Origin of the sequence: Cellulophaga sp. RHA19 (genome assembly GCF_002813425.1) — a bacterium.
In the GTDB taxonomy this organism is placed as follows: domain Bacteria; phylum Bacteroidota; class Bacteroidia; order Flavobacteriales; family Flavobacteriaceae; genus Cellulophaga.
Genome location: NZ_PHUL01000001.1, coordinates 2,991,780 through 3,010,104 on the forward strand (window position 1 = coordinate 2,991,780; position 18,325 = coordinate 3,010,104).

Below are 18,325 nucleotides of genomic sequence, written 5' to 3' on the forward strand. Positions count from 1 at the left end.
ACAAACTTATTTAACATACAATTATGGTCATATTAATAATCCTATTTATAGCTATCGTCTTATTTTTCATTTTTAATTGGGCTTTAAAAAAAAGCAATAGAATTGCTTTAAAATATAAAAAAATTACTGCAATAGGACTATCTATTGTTTTTGCTCCATTAACATACATCTTTAGCATATATTGTTTTGTAGCAATAATTTCCTACTACCCTAAACATCAGTTTAATCAACAAAAATGGAACAACAATCCTGAGCAACGTTATGAGTTATCTACTGATATAATTGAGAGTAATATGCTAATTGGTAAAACTAGAACAGAAGTTATACAATTATTAGGTGAAGATTTTTATGAATACAACCCAGAACATATTGCTTATATATTGGGGTTTAAACCTGGTATTTTTAGTATTGATACAGACGCATTAGATATTATTTTTAAAGACAATATAGTTATAAAAGTAAAACAGCATCAAACTTAATTGTTTGATGCTGCTTTTATATATTAAAAGTAGTTATGCTACTTTACTTCGTCATAATTATCATCCCAATTTTTAGCCTTAGGATTATCATGTAATTTACCAGCAGATTTAGCAACAATCATAGATACTGTAGCATCTCCTGTAACATTTACTACTGTTCTACACATATCTAATGGTCTGTCTACAGCAAAAATTAACGCCAATGCAACAGGGTATAAATCTGCCGGAAAACCAATAGCTTCCAACACTATAACCAACATTACCATACCTGCTCCTGGTACTGCTGCAGAACCTATAGAAGCCAATAATGCTGTTAATACAATAGATAGTTGGTTACCAAAAGTTAAACCTTCTGGCCAAAGTACCTGCATAATAAATACAGCAGCTACAGCTTGGTATAAACTTGTACCATCCATATTAATTGTAGCTCCAACTGGTAAAACAAAGCTTGATACTTCCTTATCTACCCCAATGTGCTCTTCTACCCTTTCCATAGTTACTGGCAAAGTTGCCGCACTAGAACTAGTAGAAAAAGCTAATAATTGAGCCGGACTCATTTGTTTTAAAAACCAAATAGGATTCTTTTTTGTATAAAAATATACTAGAGAACAGTAAAAAGCTATCATTAGTATCAACCCTAAAACAACTACTCCTGCATAAGATAGTAACTTCTGTAAAATTTCTGGATCATCTGCAGTAACTACAACCTGACTTAATAATGCAAATACAGCAAAAGGAGCGGCAAGCATAATTAAATCTACCATTTTAAGAATAACATCATTTAGTGAGTCAAAAAAATCTTTTAAAGGTTTAGATCTTTTTTCACCAACTAACAACATAGATATTCCCATAAAAATAGTAAAGAATATAACTTGTAACATTAGTTTATTATTACTCATAGCTGCCAAGGCATTGCTAGGTACCATATCTACTAAAAACTGCAATGGGCCACTTTCTTTTTGTGTTGTAGCTTCCGCAATTTTACCTTGCAAACTACTATCGTTAGCATAGGTATTAGTTAGTTTTGTTATAGTTTCTTGAGAAATACCTTCACCTGGCTGCAATACATTTACTAGTACAAGGCCTATGGTAATAGCTATTACTGTTGTAAACATATAAATACCAATAGTTTTAAAACCGATATTTCTAAATTTGGAAATATCTTTTAAGTCTGATATTCCTTTAATTAACGATGCAAGTATTAACGGAACCGCAATTAACTTTAGGAGGTTTACAAATATTTGTCCAAATGGTCCAATCCAGTCTAGTATAAAATCTTTGCCCCATGTAAGTTGTGCCATGCCAAAACCAAAGAGGATACCAAAAACCATCCCTATCATAATCTGCCAGTGCAGCTCCAATTTCTTCATACTTCTATTTTATAAAAATTTTTGTGAGTAATATACCATTTTGGTCTGTTACGTTCCAAATAAAATTGAATCAATAATTTTTAACATCAATTATTACTAATAATTCAATGTAAAAATATCTGTCAATTATTTAATACTGTTGTTTATTAAGGTGTAATCTGCTAAAACTAAAGCTGCCATTGCCTCTACAATTGGTACGGCTCTTGGCACAACACAAGGGTCATGACGACCTTTACCTTGAGTTTTCACCATATTACCATCCTTATCTATTGTTTCATAAGGCTGTATAATAGTAGCAACAGGTTTAAACGCTACGTTAAAATAAATATCCATACCGTTGCTTATACCACCTTGTATACCACCACTAAAATTGGTTTTTGTTGTGCCATCTGTATTAAATTGGTCGTTATGCTCACTACCTTTCATAGCTACACCACTAAAACCACTACCATATTCAAAACCTTTTACAGCATTAATACTAAGCATTGCTTTTCCTAATTCTGCGTGCAATTTATCAAAAGCTGGCTCACCTAAACCAATTGGCACATTTTGTAGAACACAAGTAATAACACCACCAATAGTATCTCCTTGTTTTTTAATATCCTTAATGTATGTTTCCATTTTAGCAGCCATATCTTGGTCTGGACAACGTACAGGGTTTAACTCTGTATCTGCTAAATTTAACTCGGTATAATTTTTATTTAATTTTAATTCTCCTACCTGAGAAACATAAGCATTAATTTTTATGTTAGATAAAAATTGCTTTGCAATTGCACCAGCTACTACTCTACTAGCAGTTTCACGAGCAGAACTACGTCCGCCGCCACGGTAATCTCTAAATCCGTATTTTTTATCATACACATAATCTGCATGCGATGGTCTATACGAGTCTTTTATATGTGAGTAATCATGAGATTTTTGGTTAGTATTGCGTATGGCAAAACCAATTGGAGTTCCTGTAGTTTTACCTTCAAAAATACCAGAAAAAAATTCTACCTCGTCTGGCTCTTTACGCTGTGTAACTATTTTAGATTGTCCAGGTTTTCTTCGGTTTAACTCTGTTTGTATAGCTTCCAAATCTATTTCTATGCCTGCTGGGCAACCATCTAATACTCCGCCTATTGCTACTCCGTGTGATTCTCCAAAGGTTGCTACCTTAAAAAGGTTACCAAAAGTGTTTCCTGCCATCTAATTATTTTATTGGTATGTATAAGTTCCAAAGATAATTTATAAGCATCAGAATATAAAATTTAGATATGTCTTAATGTACACTTAACACAATCATCACAAAATTTTCATTAGTTGTTTATATTCAGTTCATATGTAAAGGGTTAGTTTGTATAAACTGGTAAAGATGAAGAAAAGAAAAATTGAGGTTGCTGTTATTTCTGACGTTCACTTGGGTACTTATGGTTGTCATGCAGACGAAATACTAATTTATTTAAATAGTATTGACCCAAAAATTTTAATATTAAATGGAGATATTGTAGATGTTTGGCAATTTAGCAAGCGGTACTTTCCATCTTCACATATGAAAGTTTTAAAAAAAATTATTGGTATGGCCTCTAAGGGCGTACGAGTATATTACATTACTGGTAACCATGATGAAATGCTACGTAAATTTAGCGGTACAATTATGGGTAATGTGCATATTGTAGATAAACTTGTTTTAGATTTAGACGGAAAAAAAGGGTGGTTTTTTCATGGTGATGTTTTTGATGCTTCTATTACAAATGCTAAATGGTTAGCTAAATTAGGTGGTAAAGGATATGATTTATTAATATTAATAAATAGAGCCTTAAATTGGGGATTATCTAAAATGGGAAGAGAAAAGTATTCTTTATCTAAACGAATTAAAAACAGTGTAAAAGGTGCTGTAAAATATATTAGTAATTTTGAAGAAACTGCTGTTAATTTAGCCATTGAAAAAGGATATGATTATGTTGCTTGCGGACACATACACCAGCCTAAAAAAGAGTTAAAAGAAAACAAATATGGTCGCTGCGTGTATTTAAACTCTGGAGATTGGATAGAAAACTTAACTGCTTTAGAATATTCTTTTAAGCGTTGGAAACTATACCAATACAATCATGATAAATTATCCCCTTTTTTTGCTGACGAAGAAATAAAAAATATGGATATGCAAGAGCTTATAAACTCTATTACCAGCAATAATCCTATTAAAAATGGTAATAAAATTGAAGATAACACTACAGAATAGAAACACTTGCTATTTAAACAAGTGCTTCTTTTAAAATTGTTATTGGATGTAATGCTTTACGTTTTGTACCGTCATAAATTTGATGTCTACAACTAGTGCCATTTGCAGAAATAATGACATCATTATTACTCTTATTAATTGCCGGAAATAATTTTAAATTACCTACAGCCATACTAGTTTCATAATGTTCTTTTTCATAACCAAAAGAACCTGCCATACCACAGCAACCAGAGCTTATTATAGATACTTTATAATTTTCTATAACGTTAAGCACATCAAAAGTTACTTTTTGGTTGCTTAAAGATTTTTGATGACAGTGATTATGAATTTTTACAGTTTTAGCTTCTTTGGTAAATTGGTTTTTAGAAATGTTTCCTTTTTCTATTTCACCAGCTAAAAACTCTTCAACAATAAACGCATTTTTAGCAACAGCATTTACCAATTCCTTATCACTCACTAATTTTTTATATTCATCTCTAAAAGTTAAAATAGCAGAAGGCTCTAAACCAACTACAACTACACCTTTATCTGTAAATTCTTTTAATTTAACTACGTTCTTTAAAGCAAGTTCTTTAGCTTGTTTTAAAAATCCTTTTGATATAAATGTGCGTCCACTCTCTGCATAAAACAACTCTACATTGTACCCTAACTTAGTTAATACTTGTATAGCATCTATACCAATGTTAACATCTAAATATTTTGTAAATTCATCTATATACAAAACAACTTTGCCAATACTTTTTTTACCATTAGTATCTATTTGGCTTAAGTATTTGTCAAAATTAAATTTGTAAACATTTGGTAAACTACGCTCTGGAGCAACACCACTTATATTTTTAATTACACCACCAAAAAGTGATGAATTAAACATAAAATTAGTCATTTTGGGCATTTTACTACCTAAAGCGTTGTATTTTGTATTAAAAGCAAACAATTTATTTCTAAAAGAATACCCGTTAACTTCTTGGTATTGGTAACTAAACTCTGCCTTTAAAGTTGCTATATCTACATTACTAGGGCACTCACTAGAACAAGCTTTACAACTTAAACAAAGATCAAAAACCTCTTTAAGCTCTTTTTGGTTAAACTTGTTAGCCTCCTCTGTATTAGTTAGCATTTCTCTTAGCGCATTTGCCCTACCTCTAGTAGTATCTTTTTCATTACGAGTAACGTGGTAACTAGGACACATTGCACCAGAAGACTTTTCTGTTTTTCTACAATCACCACTACCGTTACATTTTTCGGCAGCTTTTAATATTCCTTCACTTTCTGTAAAATCTAATAATGTTTCTATTTCAGGTTCTTTCCGGTCAATTTCATACCTAAAAGACTCATCCATTGGGTAGGAGTCTACAATTTTACCTGGATTAAAAATTCCTCTAGGATCAAAGTAAGATTTTATTCTGCGTAGCAATTGGTAATTTTTATCACCAATCATTAACGGTATAAACTCTGCTCGTACAATACCATCTCCGTGCTCACCACTAAAAGAGCCATTGTATTTTTTAGTTAATTTAGCTACATCAGTTGTAATATCTCTAAATAATTTAACATCATCTCCTTTTTTTAAATTTAATATAGGACGCAAATGTAACTCGCCAGCTCCCGCGTGTGCGTAATACACAGCACTCTGGTTATGACCTTTCATTATTGTTGTAAACTCACCAATAAATTCTTTTAAATCTTCAATAGCAACGGCAGTATCTTCTATACAAGCAACTGCTTTTTTATCGCCAACCATATTACCCAAAAGCCCTAAACCAGCTTTACGTAGTTCTACAGCCTTTTTTATATCATCTCCAAATAAAATAGGATTAGCATAACTAAGACCAGATTTTTTTATGGTATTTAGTAAACTATCTATAAAATAATTTAAGTCTGCTTTAGTGTTTGCTTTTAACTCTAGCATTAATAATGCAGCAGGGTCTTCTTCTACAAAAAATCTATTTGCTAGTTGTGCTCTGTTATTTTTTGTACAATCTAAAATAACCTTATCCATCATTTCACATAAATGCAGTTGGTGCTCCATAACAGGGACTACATCTGCCAAACAATCTTCTAAAGAATTGTAATGAGTAACAACCATTGCCGCATACTTTGGCGGAATAGGATCTAAGCTTAGTGTAATTTCTGTAGTAAAAGCTAAAGTACCTTCACTACCACTTAACAGTTTACACATATTAAACTTACCATCGTTACCAAAAACACTATTATGCAATAATTCATCTACTGCATACCCTGTATTTCTACGATGAATAGATGGTTTTGGAAATTCTTTTATAATTTCTTCTTGGGTTTCTTTTATACTTAATTCATTAAAAATAGAATTGTAAATTTTACCCTCTAACGTATCCTCTTCTCTTTTTTTATGAAACTCATCTTTAGTTAAATCTCCAAAGTTAGCCTCTGTACCATCAGACAATATAGCTTTTAAAGAAACAGTTTTTTCTCTTGTAATACCATACTGAATAGATGTTGTACCAGATGAATTATTACCAACCATACCACCAATCATACATCTATTAGAAGTAGATGTATTTGGTCCAAAAAACAACCCATAAGGTTCTAGAAAAAGGTTTAACTCATCTCTAATTACACCAGGCTGTACTGTAACTTGCCTTTTATCTTTATCTACACTAATTATTTTAGTAAAATGTTTAGATACATCTACAACAATACCATCACCAACACATTGACCCGCTAAAGATGTACCTGCAGTTCTTGGTATTAACCCAATGTTGTTTTCTGATGCAAAATTAATTAGCTTTTTTAGATCACTAGTAGTTTTTGGTAGAGCAACAGCTAAAGGCATTTTTCGGTATACAGATGCATCAGTAGCATACAAAGTTGTAGAAAGTTTATCTACAAATAAATCTCCTTCTAAATTCTGTTCTAGTGAGTTAAGTAGTTTGGTATTCAATTTGGTATAATTTTTGGGAACTAAAATAAGTTTTTATTCACTTAAATATGATTTAAACGTCATATTTTTACATCAAAAATATATAGTATTATGAAAATCTTAAAAGTAATTCCATTTTTTGTTTTTTTGATAACCGCCACTTTAAGTGCACAAGATATTGCAGAACATACTGCCGGTTTAAGACTTGGAGATAGTAAGGGGTTTGGTGCAGAATTATCATACCAAAAAAGTTTAACAAGGTACACTCGTTTAGAAGCTAATTTAGGCTGGAGAGATAGTAAAAATTACGATGCTTTTAAGCTTTCTGGTATACACCAATGGGTTTTTGCTATAGATAATGGCTTTAATTGGTACTATGGTGCTGGTGCTGGTTTTGGTAGTGTAGATTTTGAACCAATTGCAAACCCTAATGACCCAACTGATATTAGAGAACCAGATGGAGGCTTATTTATTTTTGCTGCCGGAGATGTTGGTATAGAATATAATTTTGACTTTCCATTACTAATTTCTTTAGACATAAGACCAGAAATAGGCTTAACAGGATACAAGCACTTTAGTGATAATTTTGATTTTGATATAGCTTTAGGTTTACGTTATAAATTTTAAACTGTAAACTAGCCAATAACAAGCCCTTACATGCAAAATGTTAAGGGCTTTTTTTATGACTTTTAGTTTCCCTACATTTGTAACACTAAATTATAAAAACAAATAATGAAAAAATTACTAGTTATTCTTACTATTGCTGTATTAGCAGTGTCTTGTGGAGAAAAGACCGATTCATTTGTATTAAACGGAACCTTAAGAGGAGATGTTGCAGATGGAACACAAGTGTTTTTAAAAACAGCAGGAGAAAACAACTCTATTAAAGAAGTAGATACTGTTACAGTTAAAGAAGGAAAGTTTGTATTTAATACACCTACGCCAAAAACTTTAGATCCTTACTACGTATTTATTGATAAGGTTAGGGGTAATATGATGTTTTTTCCTGAAAACGGAACAATAGAAATGTCTGCCCATAGAGATAGTCTAAGAAATGTAGTTATTAGTGGAACACCACAAAATGATATGTTTTCAGATTTTATTGAAGGTTCTAAACTTATAGGAGAAAAAGTACAATCTATACAGCAAGATTACCAAAAAGCTGCTATGGCTAAGGATACCGCTACAGTAAAAGCATTACAAGACGAAATTAAAGAAATACAAGAAGAAGGTAAAGATTACGAGATTAACTTTACTAAAGCAAATCCTAATGCTGTTATATCTGCAATGATTATTAACAGACTGTTAATGAACAAAATTTTAACAGAAGATGAGATTAGTGAATTAGTTAGCGGTTTATCTGAAGAGGTTAAGCAAACTGCTGCAGCCAAATCTGTTTTAGAAATAATAAACAAAAACAAAGCAACTTCTATTGGTGCCAAAGCTCCAGAGTTTACAGCGCCTAGTTTAGATGGTACACCTTTAGCATTAAATAAAGCATTGGGTAAAGTAACTATAGTAGATTTTTGGGCTGCCTGGTGTGTACCTTGTAGAAGAGAAAATCCTAATGTTGTAAATGTATATAATAAATACCACGACAAAGGTTTAAATATTGTTGGTGTTTCTTTAGATAAAAATGCAACTGAATGGAAAAAAGCTATTGAAGAAGATGGCTTACCTTGGAGTCACGTTTACAATGAAAAAGACGTACAAGAAATTGCTAAATTATACAATGTAACTTCTATACCTTCTACTTTTATTTTAGATGAACAAGGAGTTATTATTGCTAAAAACCTAAGAGGAGACGACTTAGAAAAGAAAATAGCAGAGTTATTACAATAATATATTGTAATTTTAATTGCATAAAAAAGTCCGAAACTAAAATTAGTTTCGGACTTTTTTTATAGTAATTATTCTTTTTTAAAACTTGTTTCTAACATCTCTGTATGTACCAATAACTTTAGCTGTTGGCGCTTTAGTTACTGTTCCAAAAACGTTTACCACAGAGTCTTCTCCTAAAAACTCTAAAGTTGCACCCTCTTCTAAAATAACATTACCGTAAACATACAAATTGCCTTCTACTCTAAAAGTAGCATCTTTTTTAATTGTTAAAGAAGATCTACTACTATTTGTTGCCATATAGTAAGAACCTCTCATCTCTAACAAAGCAGCTTCCTCTACAATTGTATTGTATCTGGTAGACCAAGAACCACATAATAATAATTCTCCGCTAGTAGTAACAGAATTAAATCTTGTATACCCTGTATACTGAGCAATTTCACCTTTATTAACTGTTAAGTTAGATGATCCTCTGTACCATTCTAAACCTGTACATTTAGACTCTAAACTTGTAGTAGGTCTGTTTAATTTTATAATTTGCAATCCTTCTGTACCAGTAGCAGCAAATACGTAATCATCTTTGGTAGTTACATAATTTACAGATCCATCAATATCAATAACTCCAAAAATACTTAATTCTCCATCTTTTTCTTCTGCTAACGATAAACCAGCTGCACCATTCGCAATCATTACAACATTCTCATTTTTAGAAATTGCATTGGTTACATTATCTCCGTTAGCGTCTGCGTCTGGATGAGCAGAAATTGGAATATATTTAATACGTTCTCCTGATGCAAAGTTGTATACTCCAACTCCTTTATTAGCTTCAGGTACAAGAATTTTAGTAGACGTAAAGTCCATATTTTTTTTAGTACCAATACCTAAATCTGTATTGATAGCAATTGTACTAATCTTTTCTAAATTAGAGTTATAAACAGTAACTCCAAAATCTCCGTCTAAAACAGCTATTTTATTATCGTGCGTAGCAATAGAAAGTAAGTCGTTAGCCTCAAACTGACTTTCAATTGTCATATTTGCAGCACTATAAACTGTTAAAGTACCTTCTTTACCACTAGTTGCGTATATTTTATTATTAAACGATAATACGTCTGTACCAGCTTTTCCTTGTTGAAAACCGTATGTTATATCATTTAAATTAAAAGAACCATTACTTGTACTTATTTTTGCAACAAAAGAATTGTCTGTTGCTGTTGCAGATAGTTCTGCGTCAACACTACCAGCAGCATAGACATAACCGTTAGATACGGTAACAGAATTAATGTCTGCATTTGTATAATTTAACCTTGCAGTTACTTCAGGATTGTGAGGGTCACTAATGCGCACAATATCTATAGCACCACCATAAGTGTCAAACTGAGTGTTATAAGATACATAAGCATAATCACCATCTACAGCAATATGAGTGGCAGCTAAGTTTGCGTTTCCATTATAAGTAGGCGCTTTTACCTGTGCAACTAAAGTTAGCGGGTAATCACCAGCTTGGCCATCTTCTTCTTTTGAAAATTTACCAGTTGATTTATCTTCTTCAAAAACACCAAGTACTCCGGCTTTTTCAAAATCGATACTATTTGTAAGAGTTTCTTGATTTACTTCTAACTCAGCTAATTTTTCTGCTTCATTAAACACGGTAGTCTCATCACTACACGCTACAAATCCTAAGGCAATAGCCATAGAAAATATTAAAGATCTAAACTTCATAATAAGTAGGTTATTAATTATTTGGGATAATTATAACGCAAAAATACACCAAATAGTATATAATTTATATTATGAGTAATATTTTAGCTGTATTAGGCATTTATACCGATAAAAGTCTATAGTTTACCTAATTTATCAAGTATAAATAATACTATAATTGGTATTGCCATTAAAATTACCACAAGTGTATCTGTAAAAATTAAACTTGGCATAAAAAACAAAGTAGTTACATAACCACCTATTGCACCACCAAAATGTGCTGTATGCCCAATATTACCTATACGTTTTTTCATCCCATAAATAGAATATAATAAATACCCTATACCAAAAACGTAAGCTGGCATTGGTAATGGTATAAACATTAACCCTAAACGCATATTTGGCTCCAATAAAATTGCAGCATATAAAATACCTGTTACAGCACCACTTGCCCCTACTGCACTGTAGTATGGTTCATCTTTATGAAAAAACAAAGCAAGTAAACTACCAGCCAATAAACTAATTACATATATAAGTACAAAATATAGAGCACCTAAATATGCTATTACTACGTTAGCAAAAAAGTACAACGTAAACATATTAAAGAAAATATGAGAAATATCTACGTGTAAAAAACCAGAGGTAAACATACGCTCTTTTTGTCCTGCCTTTATACCACCTATACTAAACTTGTAACGTTCAAAAAAAGAAGTGTCTTTTAACCCTTTTAAGGTAAAAATTATATTTAAAGCAATAATAACTATTGTAACTGGGTGTAATTTCATTTTTTAACTGCTATAGTTTAGCCTCAAATATAGTTATATTTGCATAATTTTATTATTAATGCAGCTACTAGTTTTTATTTTAGTTTACCCTATACTTTGGGTTATTTCTATATTACCACACACTCTATTTTATGGGGTTTCTAACGTAATGTACTTTATTGTTTTTCGGATAGTTGGGTATCGAAAAAAAGTGGTCTTAGATAACCTAAAACTTGCTTTTCCTAATAAGTCTAATGATGAATTAAAGTCTATTTGTGTTAATTTCTACAAACATATGTGTGATGTGTTTATGGAGATGGTTAAAACGATGAACTTATCTAAAGCTGCTGTAAAAAAAAGATTTAAAATTGTAAATCTTGAAGATTTAAAACAAATAGAGAAAAATAAAAGCGTTCTAATTGTATGTGCACATTATGCTAACTGGGAGTGGCTAGTTAGTATTAATAATTTAATAGATACAAAAGGTTATGCTGTGTATCAAAAAATTGCTAATAAGTATTTTGATAAATGGATTAGAAACCTAAGAGCACGTTGGAACACTACTCCTATATCACAAAGAGATACTGTAAAAACAGTTATTAGAAATGAAAAAAAGGGAGTTAGAGCTATTTACGGAATGGTTAGCGACCAGTCTCCTCAATATTCTAAAGCTCAACACTGGAGCAATTTTATGGGATTAAACGTACCTATACATAACGGGCCGGAAACTTTGGCTAAAAAGTTAGATTTAGCAGTAGTTTACGCAAAGGTTTCTAAAGTAAAGAGAGGTTATTACCAAGTTGAATTTATACCTATTACACTAGCAGGTAAAGAAACTGAAAAAAATTATATAACAGAACAGTTTTTACGCTTAACAGAAGAGCAAATAAAAGAAAAACCAGAGTATTATTTATGGACTCACAGGCGTTGGAAGCACGCAGGAAAAAAACCTAAGTTTAATAAATAAAAAAAACTCATTGCTATTAAAAGCAATGAGTTTTTTTGTTTAAGCCAGCTTGTATATTACAAACCTGCTACTTCTTTTATTTCTCCAATTACACGATCTGCAAGTAAATCAGCTTCAGTCTGGCTCTTTGCTTCTGTGTATATTCTAATAATTGGCTCTGTGTTAGATTTACGTAAGTGTACCCAATTTTCTGCAAAATCTATTTTAACACCGTCAATAGTAGATATTTCTTCATCTTTATATTTTTCTGCCATAGCAACTAGTATACCATCAACATCTAAACCAGGTGTTAATTGTATTTTCTTTTTGCTCATAAAATAACTTGGGTAACTAGCTCTTAATTCTGCTACTGTACCTCCTTTTTCGGCCATTAACATTAAAAATAAAGCGGAACCTACTAAAGAGTCTCTACCATAATGACTTTCTGGGTAAATTATACCTCCATTACCTTCACCACCAATAACTGCGTTATTAGCTTTCATTTTAGTAACTACGTTTACTTCACCAACTGCAGCAGCTTCATACGTACCACCGTGTTTTTCTGTAATATCTCTTAGTGCTCTAGAAGAAGATAAATTAGACACCGTATTTCCTTTAGTTTTACTTAGTACATAATCTGCACAAGCTACTAAAGTATACTCTTCTCCAAACATTTCACCATCATTACTAATAAATGCCAAACGGTCTACATCTGGATCTACAACAATACCAAAATCTGCTTTTTCCTTAACTACCAAATCACAAATATCTGCTAAATGCTCTTTTAATGGTTCTGGGTTATGAGGAAAATGACCTGTAGGATCACAATATAATTTTACAACTTCTACTCCTAATTCTTCTAACAATTTAGGAATTGCAATACCACCTGTAGAGTTTACACCATCTACAACTACTTTAAATTTAGCTGCTTTAATTACTTCTTTATCTACTAATGATAGGTTTAATACTTCATCAATATGAATATCTATATAAGAATCATTTCTTAAAATAGAGCCTAAATCATCTACATCTGCAAACGTAAAATCTTCTTTTTCCGCTATAGCTAATATTTTTGCTCCTTGTGCTGCATCTAAAAACTCTCCTTTTTCATTTAAAAGCTTTAAAGCGTTCCATTGTTTTGGGTTGTGACTAGCTGTTAAAATAATACCACCATCTGCTGCTTCTAAAGGAACAGCAATTTCTACTGTTGGCGTTGTAGACAAGTCTAAATCTATTACATCTATTCCTAAACCTACTAATGTAGATACTACTAAATTCTGAATCATTTCTCCAGACAATCTAGCATCACGACCAATAACTACCTTTAATTTTTCTTTTTTAGCATACTCCTTTAACCAAATACCATATGCTGCGGCAAATTTTACTGCGTCTAATGGTGTTAAGTTATCTGAAGGTTTACCTCCTATTGTTCCTCGTATTCCCGAAATAGATTTGATTAGTGTCATATTTATTATAAAAGTTTTTACAAATATACATGTACAAAAGCAATTCTTAGGTTTTGAATTTGTAAATTCGATTTTAACAATGCTAATATCGATTTATGAATTTTTTGGCACATATTTACCTTTCTTTTGAAAACGATGAAATTACTATAGGAAATTTTATAGCCGATAGTATTAGAGGCAATAAGTTTAAACACTTGCCAAAAAACATACAAAAAGGAATTACACTGCATAGGCACATAGATACTTTTACAGATGCGCACAAGACTGTACGTAAAAGCACAAAAAAGCTACACGAGAATTACGGACATTACAGTGGTGTAATTGTAGATATTTTTTACGATCACTTTTTAGCTAAAAACTGGAGTACCTACTCTAACACACCTTTAGCTGAGTTTGTAGATAATTTTTATGACCTTTTAGAAGATAATTATCTGATATTACCAGAAAACACTAAGCGCATGATGCCTTATATGATTGCTGATAACTGGATACTTAGTTATGCTAGTTTAACAGGTATTTCTAAGGTTTTAGACGGAATGAATAGACGTACTAAAAACAAATCTAAAATGAATTTTGCCATTGTAGATTTAAAAGAGCATTATGAGGAGTTTGAGAAAGAGTTTACATCTTTTTTTGAAGAATTAACAACCTTTGCTAAACAAAAATATATTTCCTTATTGGAAGAATAAGATGGGGTAAAAATGACTAATTACGAAACAACAAAAATAAGGCAATATGAAAAATTCATTAGAAATATTTTAACTGTTATTACTCAAAAAATAGATTTAGAGAAATTAGATAATGAAAAAAAGAGTTTTTTAGCCAAAATTAAAGAAAGACTTTGTTTAGAAAAAGACGATAGTTGGAAATTTTTAAAGAACTCTTTAGATGTAATTGGAGATTCTGAATTTGCAATCAATGTATTTTTAAATACTTTTTTGAAAAAAAAATCAGTATCTAATCAAAAATACCTTGAATTATATGGTGTTCTTAGCGCTAGTTATATACAACAACAAGCTATATTAGAACTTTCAACTTTATTTAAAATTGATGATAGAAGGAAAATAAAGGAAAGTTTTGATAATTTAGATATTACTTTTTTAAGACACAGTATATCAGCTCATCCTACAAACTATAATAACGAAGGAACAAAAGTTTGTTATTCATTTGTTAGAAGTTCTTTTTATAGTACTGATGGACTTCTAGAAATAATGGATGAAGATAGTAATATTCAAAAATACAATATCATTGATTCTATTATAGAATATAGCGCTTTTGCAGAAAAACACTTAGAAAATGTTTGTAGAAAATTAATTTCCAATTGCTACAAAACAGCTAAATTAAAATATGATGAATTAAATATTGAATTAAATGAAATATCAAATAATTAAAAACTCTTGAAAATAAATACTTTATTACTATATTTTACTTCTTCTTATTACGTTTATTATAGTTTTTATCCCCTCTAGTTTTTGGCTTTTTATATTTTCTTGCTATTTCAAACTTATAAGAACCACCTTTGTTAACCTTTTGGTTTTTCTCTTTTTTCTCATGAAAACTAGCACCTCTTTCTTCCGCATTAAGATTAATAGGATTATGGTGCTCTAAAATTTTTGGTCGTTCTTCTGGTATTAATTCTTTAGATATCTCAACTGTTTCAGGAATATCTATGGCCGGAATATTATAATCCATTAATTCCTCAATAGCATCCTTATATTGCTCTTCCTTTTCTGTGTAAAATAAAATAGAATTTCCTTGTTCTTCAGCTCTACCTGTTCTACCAATACGGTGCATGTAGTTTTCAGGAAAAGTAGGTGTATCAAAATTAATTACGTGAGATATTTTATCTAAATCTAAACCACGAGCCATTACGTCTGTAGTTACAAGAATCCTATTAACACCTTCATCAAATTGGTTTATAGATCGTATTCTATAATTCTGTGTTTTATTAGAGTGTATTACACACAACTCATCAGAAAATATTTCATCTAAAGATTTAAATAAACGGTCTGCAAAACGTTTGTTTGCAACAAAGACTAATACTTTTTTATACGTTTCTTTATCCTTTAACAAGTCTACCAATAAATTAGCTTTTGTATAAAAGTTAGGAACTGCATAGCTAGTTTGTGATATATTATCTAACGGAGTACCACTAACAGCAATAGAAACCTTTTCTGGATTTATAAAAAAGTCATTTATTAACACCTCTACATCATCTGTCATTGTAGCAGAAAACATAATGTTTTGTCTACGACTAGGCATCAACTCAAAAATATTTGTGATCTGAAAACGGAAACCTAAATCTAACATTACATCTACTTCATCTATCACTAATTTTTTAATAGATTTTAGTTGCAATGCCCTAGCCAATACAAGATCGTATAAACGGCCTGGTGTTGCCACAATAATATCTGATCCTTGAGATACTGCTTGTGCTTGTGTATTCATATTTGTACCACCATAAACACCCATTACACGTACATTTATGTACTTAGCAAAACTGTTTATTTGTTCTACAACTTGTAAAACTAATTCTCTTGTTGGTACTAGAATTAATACTCTTGGATTTTTTTGTTTAGAAAAAGCCAAATCTTGTAAAATTGGCAACATATAAGCAAAGGTTTTCCCTGTACCTGTTTGCGCAATACCTATCATATCTTTACCAGACATAACTACCGGAAAAGCTTCTTTTTGTATAGGTGTTGGAGTTGTAAACCCTAAGTCGTCAATTGCATAATGCAATTGTTTTTTAAGATTAAAGTCAGAGAAAGATTCCATTTATAATATTTTGGACAAAGTTACAAGTTATTTTCTAGTCGTAGAGTGGTGACTACAAAATTAGATTTAAAAAAAACGGTCATATTAACTATGACCGTTTTGCATACAATATGTTAGTATTGTATTATATTCTTTTTACACGAACAGCATTCATACCTTTCATACCTCTTTCTAGTTCATAACTTACTTTATCATTTTCAGATATTTCATCTATTAAACCACTAACGTGTACAAAATACTTTTCATTATTTTCTGCGTCTATAATAAAGCCGAAACCTTTAGAAGTATCAAAGAAAGAAACTTTACCGTTTCTTACTGGATCTTCTTCTTCCATTTCTTCTTTCTTAGGAATACCTATAACAATACTTTCTGCGTCAACTTTAACTTTTTTAGTTGGATCTGGAGGCGTATCGGTAAGGTGTCCATTTTCATCAACATACGCAATCATATCTTCAAACTCTCCACCTTTAGAGTTTGCTTTTCTTTCTATTTTACGCTTTGCTTTTTCTTCACGTTTTTTTAAACGTTTCTTTTCTTTTTCTTTTTTACCGAATGTCTGTTGCGATCTCGCCATTAAAATTAACTATTTTTTAGAATTGTACTTAGCCTGTATAGCTCTTTAAAAAGGAATGGAGTAAATACGTAGATGGGCGACTTTTGTTTAAGAACCTGTCTAAAAAGATCTAGAATCAGGATTTATAGGGACCACTTGTTGTGTATTTACACTTTCTTTTAGGCTACAAATATACAAAATTTAAAATATAAATTAGTATTTAGGTGTATTTTCAAAGTTAATTTTTTGATACCTAATGGTTTTAAAACAATTACTCATTACTCTAGTATTGCTTTTACTTGCAATTTTAGTTCTGGTAACACATCTGTAGTAAACCATTTATTTTTTGCTTGCCATATATTATTTCTGGGTGAAGGATGCGGTAATACCATATAATTAGGTAAATATGTATGGTAATTTTTAACTGTTTCTGTAAGTGTTCTTTCTTTTTTATTACCTAAATAATAAGCTTGTGCATAGGCTCCTATTAAAAGTGTTAAACTAACATCTTCTATATCGTCTAAAATTTGTTTGTGCCATAATGGTGCACATTCTTTTGTTGGGGGTAAATCTCCAGATTTTCCTTTTCCAGGATAACAAAAACCCATAGGTAGTATGGCTACCTTGTCTTTATTGTAAAAATCATCGGTAGAAATACCCATCCATTTTCTTAAATTTTCTCCGCTTTTGTCATCCCAAGGAATTCCTGTATTATGTACTACACTACCAGGAGCCTGACCAATAATTACTATTTTACTTTTTGGTGAAGCACTTACTATAGGCCTTGGCCCTGAAGGCAATTTTGCACTACAAACTGTACAATTTTTTATTTCTGATAATAATTTTTTCAATTACATATAAATTTATAGCATTAAAACTAATACAAAATATAATTGATGTACTGTAATAGTGTAATAATTATACTTTTTTTATGGTATTAAATTAGAGGTTACACATATAAATATTTAATTTTGTTTTTTAATAAAATTGATAAAACACACCTAACAAAACATAAAAATGAGTTTACTTTCTGATAACGTAATACCTGGAAACCACGGAAAAATTTTTACAACTAATGCTAAAGAGCAAGCAGAAATAGCTAAAACTGTAGCGGCTATACTAACTGTTGAAGGTATTAAAGATGTATTAATAAATGCTGATGTTTTTCCTGCAGAACTTACAGTACATACTACAGCAATTGTAGAAATTGAAAAAATTGAAAATGCTGTCAAAACTACAGGATTTCATGCAATTCCTAAAGGTGGTTTGTTTCAACTATAAACAACAATCTTTTATAAAGACAAAAGCAGCT

Annotated in this window: 17 protein-coding genes; 8 read left to right on the plus strand and 9 right to left on the minus strand. The window is 30.9% G+C overall.

The window, feature by feature from the left end; genetic code table 11:
* Nucleotides 1–23: 23 nt before the first annotated feature.
* Entirely contained in the window at nucleotides 24–479 is a 456-nt protein-coding gene (locus AX016_RS13225) for a hypothetical protein (RefSeq protein WP_100896056.1), read from the plus strand.
* Between the two features lie 38 nt (nucleotides 480–517).
* Here AX016_RS13225 and AX016_RS13230 read toward each other — a convergent pair whose 3' ends face one another.
* On the minus strand, nucleotides 518–1,849 hold the full coding sequence (locus tag AX016_RS13230) for a dicarboxylate/amino acid:cation symporter (RefSeq protein ID WP_100896057.1): 1,332 nt from the start codon (nucleotides 1,847–1,849) through the stop codon (nucleotides 518–520).
* Nucleotides 1,850–1,975: 126 nt separating this feature from the next.
* Nucleotides 1,976–3,037 carry a chorismate synthase gene (gene aroC, locus AX016_RS13235; protein ID WP_100896058.1) on the minus strand — a complete coding sequence of 354 codons (1,062 nt, stop codon included), beginning with the start codon at nucleotides 3,035–3,037 and terminating at the stop codon, nucleotides 1,976–1,978.
* Between the two features lie 166 nt (nucleotides 3,038–3,203).
* On the opposite strand from aroC, the gene AX016_RS13240 reads away from it, so the two are divergent.
* Nucleotides 3,204–4,070 carry a UDP-2,3-diacylglucosamine diphosphatase gene (locus AX016_RS13240; RefSeq protein ID WP_100896059.1) on the plus strand — a complete coding sequence of 289 codons (867 nt, stop codon included), beginning with the start codon at nucleotides 3,204–3,206 and terminating at the stop codon, nucleotides 4,068–4,070.
* A gap of 13 nt (nucleotides 4,071–4,083) precedes the next feature.
* On the opposite strand, the gene AX016_RS13245 is transcribed toward AX016_RS13240, so the two are convergent.
* Nucleotides 4,084–6,990, minus strand: coding sequence for an FAD-binding and (Fe-S)-binding domain-containing protein (locus AX016_RS13245; RefSeq protein WP_100896060.1), 2,907 nt, complete (start codon nucleotides 6,988–6,990; stop codon nucleotides 4,084–4,086).
* A gap of 90 nt (nucleotides 6,991–7,080) precedes the next feature.
* Between AX016_RS13245 and AX016_RS13250 the strand changes: the two genes are divergently transcribed.
* A complete protein-coding gene (locus tag AX016_RS13250) occupies nucleotides 7,081–7,596 on the plus strand; it encodes a hypothetical protein (protein ID WP_100896061.1) in 516 nt (171 codons plus the stop codon).
* Between the two features lie 105 nt (nucleotides 7,597–7,701).
* Nucleotides 7,702–8,811 (plus strand): TlpA disulfide reductase family protein, encoded by a 1,110-nt coding sequence (locus AX016_RS13255; protein WP_100896062.1) that lies wholly within the window; start codon nucleotides 7,702–7,704, stop codon nucleotides 8,809–8,811.
* A gap of 78 nt (nucleotides 8,812–8,889) precedes the next feature.
* On the opposite strand, the gene AX016_RS13260 is transcribed toward AX016_RS13255, so the two are convergent.
* Nucleotides 8,890–10,527, minus strand: a complete 1,638-nt coding sequence (locus AX016_RS13260) for a hypothetical protein (protein ID WP_100896063.1) — start codon at nucleotides 10,525–10,527, stop codon at nucleotides 8,890–8,892.
* A 116-nt stretch (nucleotides 10,528–10,643) separates the two neighbouring features.
* Entirely contained in the window at nucleotides 10,644–11,291 is a 648-nt protein-coding gene (locus AX016_RS13265; protein WP_100896064.1) for a rhomboid family intramembrane serine protease, read from the minus strand.
* A gap of 58 nt (nucleotides 11,292–11,349) precedes the next feature.
* On the opposite strand from AX016_RS13265, the gene AX016_RS13270 reads away from it, so the two are divergent.
* Entirely contained in the window at nucleotides 11,350–12,237 is an 888-nt protein-coding gene (locus tag AX016_RS13270) for a lysophospholipid acyltransferase family protein (protein ID WP_100896065.1), read from the plus strand.
* A gap of 56 nt (nucleotides 12,238–12,293) precedes the next feature.
* Here AX016_RS13270 and glmM read toward each other — a convergent pair whose 3' ends face one another.
* A complete protein-coding gene (gene glmM / locus AX016_RS13275; RefSeq protein WP_100896066.1) occupies nucleotides 12,294–13,682 on the minus strand; it encodes a phosphoglucosamine mutase in 1,389 nt (462 codons plus the stop codon).
* Between the two features lie 95 nt (nucleotides 13,683–13,777).
* Here glmM and AX016_RS13280 point away from each other — a divergent pair, with 95 nt between their 5' ends.
* Entirely contained in the window at nucleotides 13,778–14,371 is a 594-nt protein-coding gene (locus AX016_RS13280) for an acyl carrier protein phosphodiesterase (RefSeq protein ID WP_100896067.1), read from the plus strand.
* A 12-nt stretch (nucleotides 14,372–14,383) separates the two neighbouring features.
* Nucleotides 14,384–15,073 (plus strand): hypothetical protein, encoded by a 690-nt coding sequence (locus AX016_RS13285; protein WP_100896068.1) that lies wholly within the window; start codon nucleotides 14,384–14,386, stop codon nucleotides 15,071–15,073.
* Between the two features lie 34 nt (nucleotides 15,074–15,107).
* Here the strand turns inward: AX016_RS13285 and AX016_RS13290 are convergent, their stop codons facing one another.
* From AX016_RS13290 to AX016_RS13300, 3 genes are all read right to left on the minus strand, one after another.
* Entirely contained in the window at nucleotides 15,108–16,460 is a 1,353-nt protein-coding gene (locus AX016_RS13290) for a DEAD/DEAH box helicase (protein WP_100896069.1), read from the minus strand.
* A 124-nt stretch (nucleotides 16,461–16,584) separates the two neighbouring features.
* Nucleotides 16,585–17,034 carry a cold-shock protein gene (locus AX016_RS13295; RefSeq protein WP_013622372.1) on the minus strand — a complete coding sequence of 150 codons (450 nt, stop codon included), beginning with the start codon at nucleotides 17,032–17,034 and terminating at the stop codon, nucleotides 16,585–16,587.
* A gap of 257 nt (nucleotides 17,035–17,291) precedes the next feature.
* Complete coding sequence (locus tag AX016_RS13300; RefSeq protein ID WP_100896070.1) at nucleotides 17,292–17,864, minus strand: uracil-DNA glycosylase family protein; 573 nt, start codon at nucleotides 17,862–17,864, stop codon at nucleotides 17,292–17,294.
* Between the two features lie 166 nt (nucleotides 17,865–18,030).
* Here AX016_RS13300 and AX016_RS13305 point away from each other — a divergent pair, with 166 nt between their 5' ends.
* Nucleotides 18,031–18,294 carry a hypothetical protein gene (locus AX016_RS13305; protein WP_100896071.1) on the plus strand — a complete coding sequence of 88 codons (264 nt, stop codon included), beginning with the start codon at nucleotides 18,031–18,033 and terminating at the stop codon, nucleotides 18,292–18,294.
* The last annotated feature ends 31 nt before the right edge of the window (nucleotides 18,295–18,325 follow it).

Excerpts from the sequence above, each read along its gene's own strand:
- AX016_RS13225 (WP_100896056.1), top strand. The coding sequence starts at position 24 with ATGGTCATATTAATAATCCTATTTATAGCTATCGTCTTATTTTTCATT.
- AX016_RS13230 (WP_100896057.1), bottom strand. The coding sequence starts at position 1,849 with ATGAAGAAATTGGAGCTGCACTGGCAGATTATGATAGGGATGGTTTTT.
- aroC (WP_100896058.1), bottom strand. The coding sequence starts at position 3,037 with ATGGCAGGAAACACTTTTGGTAACCTTTTTAAGGTAGCAACCTTTGGA.
- AX016_RS13240 (WP_100896059.1), top strand. The coding sequence starts at position 3,204 with ATGAAGAAAAGAAAAATTGAGGTTGCTGTTATTTCTGACGTTCACTTG.
- AX016_RS13250 (WP_100896061.1), top strand. The coding sequence starts at position 7,081 with ATGAAAATCTTAAAAGTAATTCCATTTTTTGTTTTTTTGATAACCGCC.
- AX016_RS13255 (WP_100896062.1), top strand. The coding sequence starts at position 7,702 with ATGAAAAAATTACTAGTTATTCTTACTATTGCTGTATTAGCAGTGTCT.
- AX016_RS13260 (WP_100896063.1), bottom strand. The coding sequence starts at position 10,527 with ATGAAGTTTAGATCTTTAATATTTTCTATGGCTATTGCCTTAGGATTT.
- AX016_RS13265 (WP_100896064.1), bottom strand. The coding sequence starts at position 11,291 with ATGAAATTACACCCAGTTACAATAGTTATTATTGCTTTAAATATAATT.
- AX016_RS13270 (WP_100896065.1), top strand. The coding sequence starts at position 11,350 with ATGCAGCTACTAGTTTTTATTTTAGTTTACCCTATACTTTGGGTTATT.
- glmM (WP_100896066.1), bottom strand. The coding sequence starts at position 13,682 with ATGACACTAATCAAATCTATTTCGGGAATACGAGGAACAATAGGAGGT.
- AX016_RS13280 (WP_100896067.1), top strand. The coding sequence starts at position 13,778 with ATGAATTTTTTGGCACATATTTACCTTTCTTTTGAAAACGATGAAATT.
- AX016_RS13285 (WP_100896068.1), top strand. The coding sequence starts at position 14,384 with ATGACTAATTACGAAACAACAAAAATAAGGCAATATGAAAAATTCATT.
- AX016_RS13290 (WP_100896069.1), bottom strand. The coding sequence starts at position 16,460 with ATGGAATCTTTCTCTGACTTTAATCTTAAAAAACAATTGCATTATGCA.
- AX016_RS13295 (WP_013622372.1), bottom strand. The coding sequence starts at position 17,034 with ATGGCGAGATCGCAACAGACATTCGGTAAAAAAGAAAAAGAAAAGAAA.
- AX016_RS13305 (WP_100896071.1), top strand. The coding sequence starts at position 18,031 with ATGAGTTTACTTTCTGATAACGTAATACCTGGAAACCACGGAAAAATT.